This is a genomic window from Cryobacterium sp. Y50, assembly GCF_002929805.1.
Classification (GTDB): Bacteria; Actinomycetota; Actinomycetes; order Actinomycetales; family Microbacteriaceae; genus Cryobacterium.
Map to the genome: position 1 here is coordinate 47,776 of NZ_PJJM01000095.1, position 16,364 is coordinate 64,139.

A 16,364-nucleotide genomic window follows, 5' to 3' on the forward strand; every position below is an offset into this window, starting at 1 on the left:
CATCCGCTGGTCAAGACCGCCAGACCACCGTCCCACCCGGTCGCCTAGTGGTCGCGCACGCTCGACTCTGGGCGTAGGTCGAGGCGACGCAGCAGCTGCGCGTTGAGCGCGACGACGACGGTGGACACCGACATGAGCAGCGCGCCGATCTCCATCGGCAGCACGAACCCGATCGGCGCGAGAACTCCGGCGGCTAGGGGAACGGACAGCAGATTGTAGCCCGCCGCCCACCACAAGTTCTGTTTCATCTTGCGGTAGCTCGCCCGTGACAGCTCGATCACCGAGAGCACCGAGCGCGGATCGTCGCTCGCCAGAATGACGCCAGCCGACGCGATCGCCACGTCGGTGCCGGCACCGATCGCGATACCGACATCGGCCTGAGCGAGCGCTGGAGCGTCGTTGACGCCGTCGCCGACCATCGCCACGCGGCGGCCCTCGTGTTGCAACTCGGCGACCTTGCGCGCCTTGTCCTCCGGGTGTACGCCCGCGAACACCCGTTCGATTCCGAGCTCAGCGGCCACCGACTGGGCCACCGCCTCGGCATCGCCGGTGATCATGACGACCTCGATGCCCTGCCGGTGCAGGGCATCAACGGCTTGCCGTGACTCCTCGCGAATCTCATCGGCGAGGCCGATCGCACCGATGACTTCACCGTCCCGTAGCACGTGCAGAATGATCGCACCCTGACTCTGCCACGCCTCGGTCTCGGCGAGCGCCGCCGCCCCGTGCTCATCGAGCAGGTTCGGCCCGCCTACACCGATCCGACGCCCGTCGACCAGGCCGGTCACGCCGATCGCCGCGGCAGTCTGAAACTCGCTCGCACGCGGCACGGTCAGCCCGCGGGTGCGCGCGGCTGTCACAATGGCGCGGGCAAGCGGATGCTCACTGTCACCTTCTACTGCGGCCGCCCAGGCGAGCACCTCGTCGCTGGTCAAATTCGGATCGGCCGAAGCGGAGCCAGCGGGTGCCGTGGCATCCGCTTCACGAACGGCGATGTGGCTGACCGTGGGCTCTCCCTTGGTGAGCGTGCCGGTTTTGTCGAAGAGCACCGAGGTGACCTGGCGCATGCTCTCCAAGGCGAGGCGGTCCTTGATCAGCACGCCGCCCTTCGCTGCGCGTTCGGTGGCGATCGACACCACAAGCGGAATGGCCAGCCCGAGAGCGTGCGGGCAGGCGATCACGAGCACGGTGATGGTGCGTACCACGGCAATCTGCGGCTGGCCGAGCAGCGTCCAGACGATCGCGGTCACGACGCCGGCGCCGAGCGCGAACCAGAACAGCCAGCCGGCCGCGCGGTCGGCGATGCGCTGCGCTCGTGACGACGACGACTGCGCTTCGGTGACGAGCCGCTGAATTCCGGCCAGGGCCGTGTCATCGCCGACCGCAGTGATGCGCACCCGCAGGGCGGAATCGGTAGCGACCGTGCCCGCAACGACCTGATCGCCGACACCGCGCTGCACCGGCCGTGATTCGCCGGTGATCATGGATTCGTCGACATCGGCCGTGCCCTCGGTGACCTGCCCGTCGGCCGGAACACGCCCACCGGGGCGCACCACGACGAGGTCGCCGAGCGCCAAGTCGCTGGGCGAGACGACGACGACGTTCTCGCCCTCGACCCGCTCGGCCTCATCGGGCAGCAGCGCAGCGAGTGATTCTAGGGCCGTAGACGTTTGCGCGAGCGAACGCATCTCGATCCAGTGGCCGAGCAGCATAATCACGATCAGCAGGGCGAGTTCCCACCAGAAGTCGAGCTCGGCATCGATGAAGCCGAGGCTCGCGCCCCAGGACGCGAGAAACGCGACCGTGATCGCGAGGGCGATCAGCAGCATCATGCCGGGCTTGCGAGTCTTCAGCTCGGATACAGCCCCGGTCAGAAACGGCCGCCCGCCCCAGACGTACATGACGGTGCCCAGCACGGGGGAGATCCAGCCGATGCCCACGAAATCCGGCAATGAGTAGCCGACGAACATCGAAAACATGTGGCTGAACGCCACGACGGGTATTGCGATGATGAGCATAGTCCAGAACAAGCGCCGAAACTGCCCGACGTGGTCGCCGTGGCCCGCGTGGTTCATGGCACCGTGGTCCTGATGGCCGGGCTCTTTCGCGCCCTGCTTCACAGCGCCATGCTCCATGTTCGCGTGATCGGCGCTGCTGGGTGTGCTGTGGTTCATCTGGGGCTGGGTCATTTTTTCCTCGATACTGAGTAGCCTAATACCCCCTAAGGGTATACCTTTAAACGGGTTTGCGCACCCGGCTGGCACGCGATCGCCCGGCAGTCGAAACCCGATGAAACGACTAGTCCGTCGCGAGCAGGTCGTTCATAACAGCGATTTGGGCCTTCTGTGAACTCACGATCGCCTCGGCCAGCGCGAGCTCGCCCTCGTGGTGCGGAATCATCAATCGCGCAATCATCACGTCGTCATTGTTGAAAGCGCATACCCCCACAGAGTATCCGATCTGAGCGGAATACGAATCAATGTGCGCGCACCGCACCGCACAATCGGGCAGGCTTGACCCATGGCCCAGATCGAAACGGCACCACCCGTCGAATCCCCCCAGGACACCGCCCGCCGCACCGCGCTCACCAGCATGAAGCAGCTCGCCGGCGGACTGTTCGTGCTCATGGCTCTCATCTTCACCGTCTCGTTCGCCCTGCAGAATCGCTACCCCTGGCTCGAATACGTGCGCGCCGCGGCCGAGGGCGGCATGGTGGGCGCCATCGCCGACTGGTTCGCCGTCACCGCTCTGTTTCGCTACCCCTTCGGCCTGCGCATCCCGCACACCAACATCATCGCCAACCGCAAGGACGAGATCGGTGCGAGCCTCGGAGAGTTCGTCGAGGTCAATTTTCTCTCCGAGGCGGTCATCCGCGGCAAGCTCGAGTCCGTGCAGCCTTCCCGACGCCTCGGCGCGTGGCTCAGTGAGGAGAAAAACGCCGAAAAGCTCACCGACGAACTTGCCGTCGCCGGCCAGGGCGTGCTCGACCTGCTAGGCGACGATGCCATCAAGAGCCTCATCGAGTCCGTCGCCCGTGAACATTTGGTCAAGCCCGAGTGGGGCCCGAGTCTTGGACGGGTGGGCGAACGCCTCATCACCGGCGGACAGCAGCACGCGGCCGTCGACCTGCTCCTCGACCGCGCTGACCGCTGGCTGCGCGCCCACCCCGAGGCGTTTGGCCGCGTGGTGTCGCAGCGGCTGCCCACCTGGCTGCCCGGATTCGTCGACAAACTCGTCGACGACAAGGCCTACCGCGAGGTGCTCGCCTTCGTTGCGTCCGCCCGACAGAACCGGCAGCATCCGGTTCGAAAAGCCCTCGATGACTATCTCAGCGAGGTCATGCACGACCTGCAACACGAGCCGGCCATGATCAACCGGGTTGAAATGCGAAAGGCAGAGGTACTCGACAACGCCAAATTACGCGAGTTCGCCGGCGACACCTGGGCGACGGTCAAGGCCTCACTCAGCGAGGCACTCCAGAACCCGGCCAGCGCGCTGCGGGCCGGCATCTGTTCGACGCTCGAAGACGTCGGCCGACGACTGACAACGGATGCCGCGCTCGGCGCCCGCATCGACCGCTGGCTCGCCGACACGGCCAGTTATGTCGTGGCCAACTATCGCCATGAGATCGCCGAAGTCATCACCGAAACAGTGGAGCGCTGGCCCGCCGCCGAGACTGCCGCGAAGATCGAATTGCAGGTCGGCCGCGACTTGCAATTCATTCGCATCAACGGAACCGTCGTCGGTGCCCTCGCCGGCCTGACCATTTTTACGCTCGCCCACGCGGTGTCAGCCCTGCTCTGAGACCACTAATTGGCTGATAATCGGCGACTCGATACGTAGGTTTTACCCATTCGGGACAGAATGGGGTCTTCTCCTGTCCCGAAAGGCGCGAATGCACGACCTCGTCCGGTGGGCCCTTCGTCCGTTGATGCGCGTTTGGACGGCATCTGCCGAACGGGCGGACCGCCACCTGCCTCGCCCGCGCGACGTGCCGCAGGCCCACGCCCCTGGTATCGACAGCGACCGCGTTTTGATCCTCGGCTGCGGTCCCGCGGTCGGCTGGGGCGTGCTCAGCCACCAGCTTGCCCTGCCCGGCTCGCTCGCCCGCGAAATCTCGATACGCACCGGACGCGGCGTCGACATCGACCTCCTGGCCAGCCGCACCATGACCGCCGAGAATGCGCTGACGGCGCTTGCTGACAGCCGGCTCGGCCGCTTCGACGCGGTCCTTGTCGTTCTCGGCCTCAACGAAGCGCTCGACCTGACCGGCGTCACCGAGTGGCGCGACCGGTTGACCACCCTGCTCCAGGAGCTGGAACGCGAGACGTCACGCAGAACCCAGATATTTCTGCTCGGGATTCCGCCCATCCACAGCATCGACATCTTCCAACGTCCGCTCGTACGCATCGCTGATTGGTCAGCCACCGACCTCAACGCGGTCACGGCACGATTAGCTGCCGGGGCGCCGCGCACGACGTTCATACCATTCTCGCCGTCGGCGACAGCTGAAACCGACCGGCACCGCACCCCAGCCGACTACCGCGGTTGGGCCGTGCTCCTGGCCGGCGCCCTGGCCGACAGCCTCGACTCCGCGCGCGTCGGCATCGTGCCGCACATCGATCCGCGTCAAACGGATGCAGCCAGCCAGGAACGCGCCCGGCAGGCGGCCGTCGATGGCCTGGCCATTCTCGATACCCCACCGGAGGCTCGGTTCGACCAACTGGTTGCCCTGGCTCAGCGGCTCTTCGACACCGAATCTGCAGTCATCAGCGTCATCGATCACGATCGTCAGTGGCACAAGGCCCGGGTCGGGCTCGCCGCCACGGAGATTCCGCGCGCCGATTCCTTCTGTGCACGCACCATTGAGGGGACCGGTGCTCTCGTTGTCGAGGACGCGCGAACCGATGAGAGATTCAGTGGCAGCTCGGTCGTGGTGGATGAGCCGCGCATCCGCTTTTATGCCGGGTTTCCCATCGAATCGCCATCGGGGGAGCGCATCGGTGCGCTCTGCGTGTTCGACTCTCGACCGCGGGCGCTGGCGGAGGTCGACCAGGTGCTGTTGCGCGAGCTTGCGCTGCTCGTGCAGTGTGAACTGCGCGTGCCGTCGGCGCAGCCGAGGCTATCGTGCGGTCAATTGGGCGGTGAAATGGGCGGTGACCGTGGCAGCCGGTGACGGCGGTCGATCCGTTCGAGAGCGTCGACGATATCCGGGCCGCGCACTGTAAGCTCGCGGCGTGAGCGACTCCTTGCGGCGCAGACTGCGCGCCCTGCCAGACTTTCCCGACCTACTGCCCGTTTTTGATCCGTCCGACGCACCGGCCGACCCGGTCGACCTGTTTCTGCAGTGGCTTGATCACGCGCTCGCCGCCGGTGTACCACAGCCCCATGCCTTCAGCCTCGCGACGACGACCACCGATGGTCGGGTATCGTCGCGCATGCTCATCCTGAAGAACGTTGCCGGCGGGGCTTGGCAATTCGCGAGCACACGCGGTTCCCGCAAGGGACGCGAGCTCGCTGCCAACCCCCAGGCGGCGATGAACTTCTATTGGCATGCTCTCGGCCGGCAGGTGCGCGTTGTCGGCTCGGTTTCACTGCTGACGGCTGAGGCATCCGCTTTGGATTGGGAGGAGCGGCCAGGAGCCGATGGTCGAGCCAATCCCGACTGGCAGCTCTACGCCCTACACCCCACCGAGGTCGAATTCTGGCAGGCCAGCCCCGATCGTCACCATATTCGCCACCGCTACGACCTCTGAAAGTCACCCGTCGGCAGCCGCTGACCTCGTCGGTTGGTCATAACTCCTGCAAATTGCGGCAAGCTTCTCGCCGATGTCAGCAAAACGCTGCGCACCCAGCGCGCGCCACCGGAACTTGCCAAAATCATGCGCCTTGAGTGGTGATAATGCTCGCTGAAACGCAAAATGCGCACCGAATCCACAGGATTCAGTGCGCATCTGCCGCGCCACCTGCGCGATTATTGTGGGCCCCGTCGGGCTCGAACCGACGACCCAAGGATTAAAAGTCCTTTGCTCTACCAACTGAGCTAGAGGCCCGTGGGTTCTAATCTACCGTGGATTCGCGCTCAGCTTTTCTGGGTAGCGTTGAGGGCAGCAAAAACCAGCCGTCTAAATGCCGAAAGAACCGAGGAGAATCCGCCGTGGCCGACAACTTCCACAAGCCCACCTTGTTCTCCGGAAACAAGTTCGAGGCGTTCCAGGGCGGCGAAGACCCGGCGAACATCAGCCGCATCGCACACGAAACCGCGCAGGCCCTGCTCAACCGGGTGCGCAGCAACCCCGACCCCGAGACGGTCGAACGCCTCGTCGCCTACACCGACGAAAACGGCATCGACGCGGTCGCCGAACTGTGGTCGCGGGCCACGCCGCGTAGCCTGCCCGGCGCACTCTGGCGCATCTATCTCGTTCGTATGCTGATTCGGCAGGATCCCGAGGGCTGCGCGTACCTGTACCAGCGGGGAACGGATGCTGCCGCCACGATCGATCCGCTCGTCGCGGGTGCCGCGGTGCCGACCGGTCCGGCCGAGATCATCGTGCTCGCCGACGAGATTCTGCGCGGCCTGTTCACCGGAGACTTCGCCGTCGCGCTTGATCGCGGAGCGGCGTACTGCCGAGTCACCGCACTAGGGGCGACGAGCATCGCCGACGACCACGACCTGACCGAGCCGCACCGCTCCTCGGAATTAACGACTCGGGCTCTACGGTTCTCCACGACCGCCGCCGAGTTCGCGGCCTGCGCGCGCCTCTGGCGCCGCGACTCCCTGGAGTAGCCCGCCCTTTTTTCCAGGCCCGGAAAGTGGGCCCATGACCTATCGTGGGTCTGCTTCCGCAGGGTGAGCCCGGTGGGTTCACGCGCAGTCGCTCCGGCTTTCGGTCTCCAACACGCCGGCTCGCTGATCACGATTGCCCGACGATTGCCCGATGATTGCTCGACGATTGACCTACCGGCCCACGCAACCCGAAATCCCCTGTGCGCCGACGGCGAACATTCAACGACGGCCGCTTCGCTCGAATACACTGGAGTCTGGTCGGGCCGCAGTAATCCCGGGTTCCATTATTCGCCGCTTCGAGCGGCCTCGCGCCGAGAGGTGCTCTGCGGCCCGGCCTTTTGCGTTGACGCGGCGGGCGTGATGAGACCGGCATCCGGCATCCGTTTCGAAGCTTAATTCCCGCAAATACCAATCTGTTAGCGACTTCGCACCGAACCCTAGTCATGGAACGGGACGAGACCTGACATGCTAGATCTCATGACTGCTGATTCCGTCGGAGATCTTGCATCGGCAGCCCCTGCCACCAAGGAGGAGCTGCTCGCTCGAGTAGCGCTCGGCGACCAATCGGCCTTCGGAGAGCTGTATGACCAGATCGCCCCGCGGGTGCTTGGGCTGGTCAAGCGCCTGCTCATCGATCACGCGCAGTCGGAGGAAGTGACCCAGGAGATTTTTCTGGAGATCTGGCAGTCGGCATCGCGGTACGAATCCACGCGTGGCGGGGCGAGTACCTGGATCCTCACCATGGCACACCGGCGAGCGGTCGATCGAATTCGGTCGTCGCAGGCTGGCCGTGACCGCGATACCAAAATCGGAATCCGTGACCTGGCCGTTGCCTACGATCACGTGGCCGAAACCGTTGAAGTACGAATCGAACATGAAAGGGTGGAGAAGGCGATGACTCGATTGACTCAGCTGCAGCGCCAGGCTGTGAGTCTCGCGTATTACGGCGGGTTTAGTCACAGTGAGGTCGCCGACATACTCCACATTCCATTGGGTACCGTGAAAACACGACTCCGTGACGGACTGATCCGCCTGCGCGACGAATTGGGCGTGGCATCATGACCGGCCGCAACGAGCAGCACCCGGCCGACCTGGCCGGCGCCTACGCCCTGCACGCCCTCGACGCCGACGACACGGCCGCGTTCGAATCGCACCTCGCCGAATCAGAACGGGCGCGCATCGAAACGGCCGAGTTGAACGACACAGCGGTGGCCCTCGGCCTCGCCGTGGCCCCGGTCCAGCCCTCCGCTGCGCTCAAGGCCAACCTCATGTCGATGCTCGCGTCGACCCCGCAACTTGCGCCACTGCCGCGCGCTGTTGGCCCCGCCACAACGGATGCCGCCACCGCCGTCTCCGAGACGACTCCCGTCGTTTCCCCGGTTACGTCGGGAACGGCGCCGTCCGGGCCGGTCACCGGCATCCGTTCTGGTGATGCGTCGAGCCCACACCGTTCGTCGGCGACCGAGCGTGCCAAGGCGCGCTGGTTCAAGCGGCCAGCGCTGTACTACCTGCTGGCCGCTGCGGCGGCGGCAGCCCTGTTCGTCGGCGGATCCTTGTTCGGCCAGACACTCAACAACGACGAATTTGAGTCGCAGCAGGCCGCCGGGCTCGCCCAGATCAACGCGGCGGATGACTCTCAGCGTGCCGCGACGACAACGGCCGAGGGGCAGGAAGCGACGCTGGTCTGGTCGAACAAGCTCGGAATCTCCGCCGTGCTTGTGGCCGACCTGCCCGTGCTGCCGAGCGATCAGGACTATCAGCTCTGGTACATCAACGGTGACGGCCCAGCCTCGGCTGGAACCTTCGACTCGACCGGCGATGGCCCCGCCTGGCGCGTGCTCGACGGCACCATGCACGCCGGCGACCAGGTCGGCATCACCGTTGAACCCAACGGTGGGTCCGACCAGCCCTCGAGCACCCCGATCGTCGCGTTTCAGAGTTAGCGTTCGATCTCGACGTCGGCCGCCAGCCGGTGCGGGATCGCAAGTCGTCCTGATTCTGACTTCCACAGGGCGATTTGCGACCCCTCATAGCGGCGGCGGCCGCAGATGCGCCGCACGCGCCCTGGTGAGCGCGAAGTAGGCTCGGGGCATGAGACTGCCCTTCACGTTGCTGATCGATCCCGTCCCCGCCGATTCATTGCAGCAGAACTTCGACGACACGTTCCACGAGATGGAATCCAGCGCCCCGGCGTTGCGGGTCGGCGAGCTGAGCACGCAGCGTGGCGATGGAATCTTCGAGACCCTCGCCGTCGTCGATGGGCATCCGCAGGAGGTTGAGCCGCACATCAGTCGGCTGCGCAACTCCGCGCGCATCTGCGATCTCCCGGTTCCAAACGCCGAGCAGTGGCGCGCCGCGATCGCCTACGCCGCCCTGCGCATCCCGCAGCGGGGCGAGATCGCGCTCAAGTTCGTGCTCAGCCGCGGTGTCGAGCACGGCCCGGCGCCGACCGCTTGGCTGCACGCGGTCGCCGCGGCGGATTTCAGCGGCGTGCGCGCGACCGGCGTGCGCGTCGTGACCCTCGACCGCGGCTACCCGCGTGGTGTCGCCGAAAAGGCACCCTGGCTGCTGATGGGCGCCAAAACCCTTAGCTATGCGGTGAACATGGCCGCTATTCGTGAGGCCCACCGCCGCGGCGCCGACGACACCATCTTCGTCACCACCGATGGTTACGTCATGGAAGGTCCGACCTCGAGCGTCGTGCTGCGCAGCAACGGATCGTACGTCACGCCCGCCCCGAGCGGCGCGATTCTGCACGGAACCACGCAGCAGAGCATGTTCGACTATCTGCGCGGGCAGGGGGCTTCCGTCGAATACCGCGACGTCACGCTCGACGAACTTCGCCAAGCGGATGCCGCCTGGCTCGTCTCCAGCGTGCGCCTCGCCGTGTCCGTGATCGCCCTGGACAGCGAGCCGTTCCCGGCAGACCAGCCGGTGACCGAGGCCCTGAACGCGTACTTGTTGGCGCGGACGGCGTAGGGCGCGCCGGCGCAGGCGCGGCTACTTCACGCGCCTGCGGACAGTCGCGGCTCGCAGGCAGGCAGGCAGATCGAACTAGCGGAGACCAGTATCGACGGGCATAACCCGGTCTTGGGAACCCGTAGACCGATGCGCGGGCCGTGCGGCGCGGGTATCCGCTCTGAAAGAAACCGCGAATTGGGGCAATGTGTCGCTGCCACTAGGCTCTGGGGGGACCGAGAGGGATATATGAGAATTTCTGTCATTGGATGTGGCTACCTGGGCGCCGTACACGCGTCAGCTATGGCCGAGCTGGGGCACGATGTCGTCGGGATCGACGTCGACGCCGCCAAGATCGCTCAACTTGCCATCGGCAAACCCCCGTTCTTTGAACCCGGACTTCCCGAGGTTCTGCGCAAGGCCGTGAACAGCGGCCGACTGCGATTCAGTACCGATATAGCGGATGCCGCCGGCTCGCAGGTGCACTTCATCGCCGTCGGCACGCCGCAGAAGCCCGGCAGCTACAGCGCCGACCTGCGTTATGTCGATGCGTCGATCGAGTCCCTCATCCCTCATCTGGCCGACGGCGACCTCGTCGTGGGCAAAAGCACCGTTCCGGTGGGGACCGCCGCCCGCCTGGCCGAGCTCATCGGAGCCGGTAGTGGCGCGTCGCTGGCCTGGAATCCGGAGTTTCTGCGCGAGGGATTCGCCGTGCAGGACACCATCAGCCCCGACCGTCTGGTCTACGGTGTCGCGCCGGGCGCGCCCGGCGCGCACGCGGTCAAGCTGCTCAACGAGATCTACGCCACGGCGCTCGCCGCGGACACCCCCCTGGTCATCACCGACTACGCCACGGCCGAGCTCGTCAAGGTCGCCGCGAACGCGTTTCTGGCGACCAAGATCAGCTTCATCAACGCCATGGCTGAGATCGCCGAGGTCACCGGTGCCGATGTCACCCAGCTAGCGGATGCCATCGGCTACGACGGCCGCATCGGCCGCCGTTTTCTCGGCGCCGGCGTTGGATTCGGCGGCGGTTGCCTGCCCAAGGACATTCGCGCCTTCACCGCTCGCGCCGAAGAACTGGGTCGTGGCGAGTCCGTGGCTTTTCTCAAGGAGATCGACAAAATTAACCTGCGTCGTCGCCAGCGGGTCGTCGACTTGACCACCGAGGCCCTCGGCAACACGGTCTACAACGCCAAGGTCGCGGTGCTCGGACTGAGCTTCAAGCCGCACTCCGACGACGTGCGCGACTCGCCGGCACTCGACGTGGCCGTGCAGCTGCGCGGTCTGGGAGCCGAAGTAGTGGCGACCGACCCGGAGGCCATCGCGAACTCGCGGGCACGGCATCCGCAGCTGCAGTATGAGGAGTCCCTCGAGAACACCCTGCGGGGAGCGGATGCTGTCGTGCTCGTCACCGAGTGGCCCGAGTTTCGGCACCTCGACCCGGTCTGGGCGGGTTCACTCGTGAAAACGAAGACCGTGATCGACGGCCGCAACGCGCTCGACCCCGCCGTTTGGCGTGCCGCCGGGTGGACCTATCACGGGCTCGGGCGGCCGTAGCGCCAGCTCTTTCCCCGCCCGCAGCTTCTGGTTGCGCTAGTCTCGAGACATACTTAAAGGGAAATCGGGTCTCGTGCGACGGTGGCTGGCCAGGCCCGATGTGCTCATGGTAGCTGCGACAGCGCCGACCTATGTGGCTACCAGGGAAGCGCTCACGGCGCTCTCCCCGCAAGATCTCACCGCCGTCCGTTTTCTCGCTGGCGCTGCCATTATCGGCGTCCATCTGCTCATCACTCGGCAGCGCCTCACCCTGCGGCGGCACGATATTCCGCGCATGCTCGCCGTCTCCCTCTGCGGCTACGCCGGCTACGGCATGCTGGTCAACCTCGGTCAGGCCACGGTCCCAGCGGGAACCACGAGCCTGCTGCTCAACATCTCGCCGGTGTTCGCGTTCATCCTCGGATACTTCGTGCTCGTGGAGCGCACCACCTGGCTTGGCTACCTCGGCATGGTCATCGCCGTCGGCGGCGTCATCGTCATCACCCTCGGCGGCGGGAGCGAGACCGGATTCAACGGCAATGCCCTCCTCATCGTGGGTGCAGCCCTGCTCCTGTCCGTCTTTCTGATCGTGCAACAGCCGCTGTTTGCGCGGGTGCCTCCGATTGAAATGGCCTTTTGGGGCTGTGCCATCGGGGGTTTCACCGCACTGCCGACGGCCCGGTTCGACGTCGATCCGAGCCGGCTGACGGCATCCGTTTGGGTGGCGCTTCTCGTGCTCGTCGTGGTGAACACCGTGCTGGCCTACTACTTGTGGAATCTGACCCTCTCCCGCACGAGCGTGGCTGAGGGCGGTTCGCTGCTGCTCATCGTGCCGATATTTTCGCTGCTGCTCGGCTGGCTGCTGCTCAGCGAAGTGCCAACGATCACCGCGCTGGTCGGCGGCGGCGCGGCCCTCGTTGGGGTCGTCATGCTCTCGCGGGCGACGTCGCGGCGCAAGCAGGCGGGGCTCGGGCTGCTCACCGGAGCGATTCCGATCGTCGGTGTGCTCACCGGGGCGGTGCCGATCATCGGTCTACCGCGCGAGCACGAAGACGTGGCCGCCCTTAATCTGTCCGATGACGTGACGTTGCAGTTGCATGACATTGCGATCGAGGCAGCGGATGCCGTCGGCGCCCAGTTGGTCACCGTGTCACTCTGGCGAGAAGAATTCGACGATCTCGTGCGGGTGTACTCCAGCCGGCCGCACGTCTACCAGCTCGGTGGGGTCTCATCAGACCTGGACGCGAACTGGGTCGAGCAGTGCGTCATCGGGCAGAAGTCGCTTCTTTCGGATGACGAGGCTGGCGACCTTGACCACGAGGGAGTGCTGACCGCGCCCAACCGGGCCGCCACCGTCAATGCCGTCATCGTCGACGACGCCGGATTTCTCGGCTGTATGAACTTTCTCGACGCGTCCGGCGCCTATACCGAGGCCAGCGTCGAACAGGCGAATATCTTCGCCGCCCGTCTGGCCCCTGTCTTGCGACACCTTTCGGCCTGAGCCGCCGCGCAGGCCCACCTTGTGAAAGTGGGCCCAGCCTGCAAACTGCACCGGGTCATGCAGGAGACGCTTGGTGCGCCAGCGTAAACTGGTGTCAATGTGGCTTCGGGGAGTGTTCGTGGCGGCCCTCGCAGCCCTTGCAGCTTGGGGCGTGCACACCGCTCTGCCCGCCATTCCGCTGCTCACTATCGCCGTCGTGTTGGGGATCGTCGTCGGCCAGATCCCCGCTGCGCGTCCCCTGCTCGTCGGAGCGCTCGCACCCGGCCTCGCGGTCGCTACCAAATCGTTCATGCAGCTCGGAATCGTGCTCCTCGGCCTCAAACTCAGCCTCGTCGACATCGCCGCGCTCGGCTGGGTGACAATCGCGACCACGGTCGCGATTGTGCTCATGGCCTTCGCCGGTACTCTCGGACTCGGCCGCTGGTTCGGCCTGCCCGGTCATCAGCCCCTGCTCATCGCCACCGGATTCAGCATCTGCGGCGCCTCGGCAATCGGGGCCATGAGCGGCGTCGTCAAGGCGAAAGACGAGGAGACCGCCACCCCGATTGCCCTGGTGACCCTGTGCGGAACCCTTGCGATCGCCGTGTTGCCGCTGTTGTGGCATCCGCTTGGGCTCAGCGCCCTGCAATTCGGACACTGGGTCGGCGCCGGCGTGCACGACGTCGGCCAGGTCGTCGCGACCGCACAAATCGCCGGCTCGGCCGCTCTGGCCGTCGCCCTCGTCGTCAAACTCACCCGCGTGCTCATGCTCGCCCCGATCGTGGCCGTCGCGTCTATAGTCGAGCGCCGTCGTCTCGGCGTGATCGAAGCGGATGCCGCCACTCCGGTCGACCCCGCGGGCGGCGACGTTGGCGTGTCTGGCCCAGGTTTCGCTGACCGCGCTTCCTCTGACTCACCTGCCGCAGAGCCCGGCGCCGGCGACCCAGCCGGGTCTGGCCCCGTCGCCCGAATCTCTTCGTCGACGAGGCCACCGATCGTTCCGCTGTTCGTCGCGGGGTTCATCGTCGCGATGCTGGTGCGTACGCTGATTCCGCTGCCCGTTGAGGTCCTCGAGACCACTGACCTGCTGCAAACCGCACTGCTGGCCATGGCGCTTTTTGCCCTCGGGGCGGCCGTCAATCTCGGCACGTTGCTGCGCACGGGTGGCCGGGCACTGGCCGTCGGGCTGCTCTCCTGGTCTCTGATCGCCGCACTGGCCTTCGGTGCCGTGCAGCTTTTCTGACCATTGATGATCGAATTTGCTACTCTAGAGTCAGAAGTAATCACTTAGGAGCGCGCATGGCTGAGATCGTCGTTGTCGAGAGCAAGCAGGCCGCGGGGGAGCTGGTAGCCACAGAAATTCGCCGGCTGATCGAGTCGAAGGCCGATACCGTGCTGGGGCTCGCGACCGGGTCTACGCCCTTGCCGGTCTATGCGGCCCTCGCGGCATCGTTCCGGGCTAACCCGCTCGACGTGTCGCGGGTGCGTGGATTCGCGCTCGACGAATATGTAGGGCTGCCTGCGGAGCACCCCGAAAGCTATCGCACGGTGATTACCCGTGACGTCATCGGGCCGCTCGGCTTGACGCCGAACCAGATTCAGGTTCCGAACGGTGACGTTGCGACGCTCGAGCACGCCGGCGCAAAATACGAGCGTGCGATCGAGGCCGCCGGCGGAATCGACCTGCAGATTCTCGGCATCGGCCGCACCGGCCACCTCGGATTCAACGAACCCGGCTCCTCCTTCGCCTCATGCACCCGGGTCAAGACTCTTGCCCCGAAGTCCCGCGCAGATAACGCGCGCTTCTTCGCTTTGCCCGAGGACGTACCCAGGCACTGCATCACGCAGGGGCTCGGCACAATCCGGCGCGCCCGCCATCTCGTGCTGCTCGCGTTCGGCGTTGAGAAGGCCACCGCGATCGCGGCCGCGGTCGAGGGCCCGGTAACCGCAAGCCAGCCCGGGTCGGCCATTCAGTTGCACGCGCACGTCACGGTCGTCCTCGACGAAGAAGCCGCCGCCCAGCTCGCCGGTCTCGACTACTACCGCTACATCTGGGCCAACAAGCCAGCCTGGCAGGGCATCTGAGCCGTGCCGACGGTGCCTGTCGGTACCCAACACGGGCAGAATTGGAACACTCCGGGTAAATCGAGTCGAGATTGCGGCGGTTCTCGAAATCTGCCGGTGTTATCTAGGCGGAATGTCGAACGAGAGCCGTTGCCCCGCAGCGAAGACCTCCTCGACCGCGAAGTCGTCACTCAGGAGCACGGCGTCGGCGGCGAATCCGGGAGCGAGCAGCCCGAGATCGTGCGCGCGGCCAATAGCGCGGGCCGGCGTCTCGGTCAGCGCGGTCACGGCCTCCGCGATCGGTATTCCTACCTCGAAGACTGCCCGCCGCAGTGCCGCATCGAGGGTCAGCGTCGACCCCGCTATCGCTCCGCAAACGGCTGCCGCCTCGTCGCGGGCAGACCCGATGACCGCGCCGCCCACGCGATCTACGACGCCGATAGTGCGATCGACCATGCGGTCTACAGTGCGGTCGACAGTGCGGTCAACGCTGCGGGCGTCGACGGCGAGCCGGGCGACTCCGTCGACCACGACCACCGCGAGCGACCCCAACCGATACTCGCCGTCGCCAAACCCGGTCGCGGCCATCGCGTCGGTCACCAGGGCGATGCGCCCGGGAGCCCCGGCGAAGGCGAGGCGCACCACCTCCGGATGCACGTGCACCCCATCGTTGATGATCTCGAGCGTGACCCCGCCCGACCGCATCGCTGCCACCACCGGGCCCGGCGCCCGGTGATGAATGCCGTGCATGGCGTTGAATGCGTGCGTGAGCACGGACGCACCCGCATTGAATGCGGCGCAGGCCTGGGAGTAGTCTGCGGCGCTGTGTCCGATCGCGACAGCGACCCCGGCGTCGACGAAGCGAGTAATGGCGGCCCCGGCGCCGGGCAGCTCGGGGGCGAGCGTGATCTGACGCAGGTACCCGTGGGAGGCGAGGAGCAGGCGATCGGTGGCTGCGGCATCCGCTGCCCGTAGCAGCGCCGGATCGTGCGCGCCGCGAAAAGCAGCGTCGAGGAACGGGCCCTCAAGGTGCGCGCCGAGAACGAGCGGGTCCGCTTCGGCGGCGGCGGCGATGATGCCGAGCCGGGATTCGAGGTCGAATAGCTGAGCGGTCACCAACGAGAGCACCGACCGGGTCGTGCCGTGCGCCCGATGCACGGCGAGAGCGGTGCGAATGCCCGACAAGCCGTCGTCGAAGGCGGCCCCGCCCGCTCCGTGGCAGTGAATATCGATGAAGCCCGGCGTCAGCCAGCGCCCGCGGGCATCGACGATCTCGGCAGCGGATGCCGCAGCGGGCGTCCCCCCGCCCCGCGTCGACACCGAAACGGTCGCGAAATCGGCCGCGGAGGCTGACTTCGAGGTCGAACCGACGAGACCACGCCAGCAATCGCCCGTGCCGACCGCTGACACGGTGTCGCTGGCGAACGCGACCCACGCATCGAGTGTCAGGGTACCTCCGGACACGAGCCGCGCCGAGTGGATTACCCGGGTCACGTTCATGACGCCTCCCGTCCGGTGAAATCGCCGTGAGCAAAC

The 16,364-nt window shown here is 66.0% G+C and carries 13 protein-coding genes and 1 tRNA gene; 11 read left to right on the top strand and 3 right to left on the bottom strand.

Annotation, left to right across the window (positions count from 1 at the left end; genetic code table 11):
• Positions 1 to 44: 44 nt before the first annotated feature.
• Complete coding sequence (locus tag CXY73_RS12810) at positions 45 to 2,189, bottom strand: heavy metal translocating P-type ATPase (protein WP_199185361.1); 2,145 nt, start codon at positions 2,187 to 2,189, stop codon at positions 45 to 47.
• 331 nt (positions 2,190 to 2,520) lie between these two features.
• Between CXY73_RS12810 and CXY73_RS12815 the strand changes: the two genes are divergently transcribed.
• The 3 genes from CXY73_RS12815 to CXY73_RS12825 all read left to right on the top strand — a co-directional run bounded on the left by CXY73_RS12815 (position 2,521) and on the right by CXY73_RS12825 (position 5,756).
• Entirely contained in the window at positions 2,521 to 3,804 is a 1,284-nt protein-coding gene (locus CXY73_RS12815; protein ID WP_104177924.1) for a DUF445 domain-containing protein, read from the top strand.
• A 91-nt stretch (positions 3,805 to 3,895) separates the two neighbouring features.
• Complete coding sequence (locus CXY73_RS12820) at positions 3,896 to 5,176, top strand: GAF domain-containing protein (protein WP_104177925.1); 1,281 nt, start codon at positions 3,896 to 3,898, stop codon at positions 5,174 to 5,176.
• Between the two features lie 61 nt (positions 5,177 to 5,237).
• On the top strand, positions 5,238 to 5,756 hold the full coding sequence (locus CXY73_RS12825; RefSeq protein ID WP_104138233.1) for a pyridoxal 5'-phosphate synthase: 519 nt from the start codon (positions 5,238 to 5,240) through the stop codon (positions 5,754 to 5,756).
• 224 nt (positions 5,757 to 5,980) lie between these two features.
• Here CXY73_RS12825 and CXY73_RS12830 read toward each other — a convergent pair.
• Positions 5,981 to 6,053 (bottom strand) — tRNA-Lys (locus CXY73_RS12830).
• A gap of 104 nt (positions 6,054 to 6,157) precedes the next feature.
• Here CXY73_RS12830 and CXY73_RS12835 point away from each other — a divergent pair.
• From CXY73_RS12835 to CXY73_RS12870, 8 genes are all read left to right on the top strand, one after another.
• Positions 6,158 to 6,787 carry a DNA-directed RNA polymerase subunit beta gene (locus tag CXY73_RS12835; RefSeq protein WP_104138231.1) on the top strand — a complete coding sequence of 210 codons (630 nt, stop codon included), beginning with the start codon at positions 6,158 to 6,160 and terminating at the stop codon, positions 6,785 to 6,787.
• Between the two features lie 477 nt (positions 6,788 to 7,264).
• The gene (locus tag CXY73_RS12840) at positions 7,265 to 7,849 is read left to right on the top strand and encodes a sigma-70 family RNA polymerase sigma factor (RefSeq protein WP_233198320.1); all 585 of its coding nucleotides are present in this window, start codon (positions 7,265 to 7,267) and stop codon (positions 7,847 to 7,849) included.
• Positions 7,846 to 8,730: an anti-sigma factor domain-containing protein gene (locus CXY73_RS12845; RefSeq protein ID WP_104177927.1), complete on the top strand. Its 885-nt coding sequence runs from the start codon at positions 7,846 to 7,848 to the stop codon at positions 8,728 to 8,730. Before CXY73_RS12840 ends, CXY73_RS12845 begins: the two co-directional genes overlap by 4 nt.
• Positions 8,731 to 8,878: 148 nt before the next feature.
• Positions 8,879 to 9,766, top strand: a complete 888-nt coding sequence (locus CXY73_RS12850) for an aminotransferase class IV (protein WP_104177928.1) — start codon at positions 8,879 to 8,881, stop codon at positions 9,764 to 9,766.
• A gap of 228 nt (positions 9,767 to 9,994) precedes the next feature.
• Positions 9,995 to 11,305 (top strand): UDP-glucose/GDP-mannose dehydrogenase family protein, encoded by a 1,311-nt coding sequence (locus CXY73_RS12855; protein WP_104177929.1) that lies wholly within the window; start codon positions 9,995 to 9,997, stop codon positions 11,303 to 11,305.
• Between the two features lie 73 nt (positions 11,306 to 11,378).
• Positions 11,379 to 12,785: a DMT family transporter gene (locus CXY73_RS12860; protein ID WP_146071752.1), complete on the top strand. Its 1,407-nt coding sequence runs from the start codon at positions 11,379 to 11,381 to the stop codon at positions 12,783 to 12,785.
• Between the two features lie 97 nt (positions 12,786 to 12,882).
• Entirely contained in the window at positions 12,883 to 14,007 is a 1,125-nt protein-coding gene (locus CXY73_RS22850) for a YeiH family protein (protein ID WP_233198321.1), read from the top strand.
• A gap of 56 nt (positions 14,008 to 14,063) precedes the next feature.
• Positions 14,064 to 14,849 carry a glucosamine-6-phosphate deaminase gene (locus CXY73_RS12870; protein WP_104177931.1) on the top strand — a complete coding sequence of 262 codons (786 nt, stop codon included), beginning with the start codon at positions 14,064 to 14,066 and terminating at the stop codon, positions 14,847 to 14,849.
• Between the two features lie 99 nt (positions 14,850 to 14,948).
• On the opposite strand, the gene CXY73_RS12875 is transcribed toward CXY73_RS12870, so the two are convergent.
• A complete protein-coding gene (locus CXY73_RS12875) occupies positions 14,949 to 16,328 on the bottom strand; it encodes an N-acetylglucosamine-6-phosphate deacetylase (RefSeq protein WP_104177932.1) in 1,380 nt (459 codons plus the stop codon).
• Positions 16,329 to 16,364: the final 36 nt, after the last annotated feature.

What these genes read in the sequence shown, in the direction of transcription:
- CXY73_RS12840 (WP_233198320.1), top strand. Translation starts at nt 7,265, where the DNA reads ATGACTGCTGATTCCGTCGGAGATCTTGCATCGGCAGCCCCTGCCACC.
- CXY73_RS12815 (WP_104177924.1), top strand. Translation starts at nt 2,521, where the DNA reads ATGGCCCAGATCGAAACGGCACCACCCGTCGAATCCCCCCAGGACACC.
- CXY73_RS12845 (WP_104177927.1), top strand. Translation starts at nt 7,846, where the DNA reads ATGACCGGCCGCAACGAGCAGCACCCGGCCGACCTGGCCGGCGCCTAC.
- CXY73_RS12810 (WP_199185361.1), bottom strand. Translation starts at nt 2,189, where the DNA reads ATGACCCAGCCCCAGATGAACCACAGCACACCCAGCAGCGCCGATCAC.
- CXY73_RS22850 (WP_233198321.1), top strand. Translation starts at nt 12,883, where the DNA reads ATGTGGCTTCGGGGAGTGTTCGTGGCGGCCCTCGCAGCCCTTGCAGCT.
- CXY73_RS12855 (WP_104177929.1), top strand. Translation starts at nt 9,995, where the DNA reads ATGAGAATTTCTGTCATTGGATGTGGCTACCTGGGCGCCGTACACGCG.
- CXY73_RS12820 (WP_104177925.1), top strand. Translation starts at nt 3,896, where the DNA reads ATGCACGACCTCGTCCGGTGGGCCCTTCGTCCGTTGATGCGCGTTTGG.
- CXY73_RS12875 (WP_104177932.1), bottom strand. Translation starts at nt 16,328, where the DNA reads ATGAACGTGACCCGGGTAATCCACTCGGCGCGGCTCGTGTCCGGAGGT.
- CXY73_RS12850 (WP_104177928.1), top strand. Translation starts at nt 8,879, where the DNA reads ATGAGACTGCCCTTCACGTTGCTGATCGATCCCGTCCCCGCCGATTCA.
- CXY73_RS12870 (WP_104177931.1), top strand. Translation starts at nt 14,064, where the DNA reads ATGGCTGAGATCGTCGTTGTCGAGAGCAAGCAGGCCGCGGGGGAGCTG.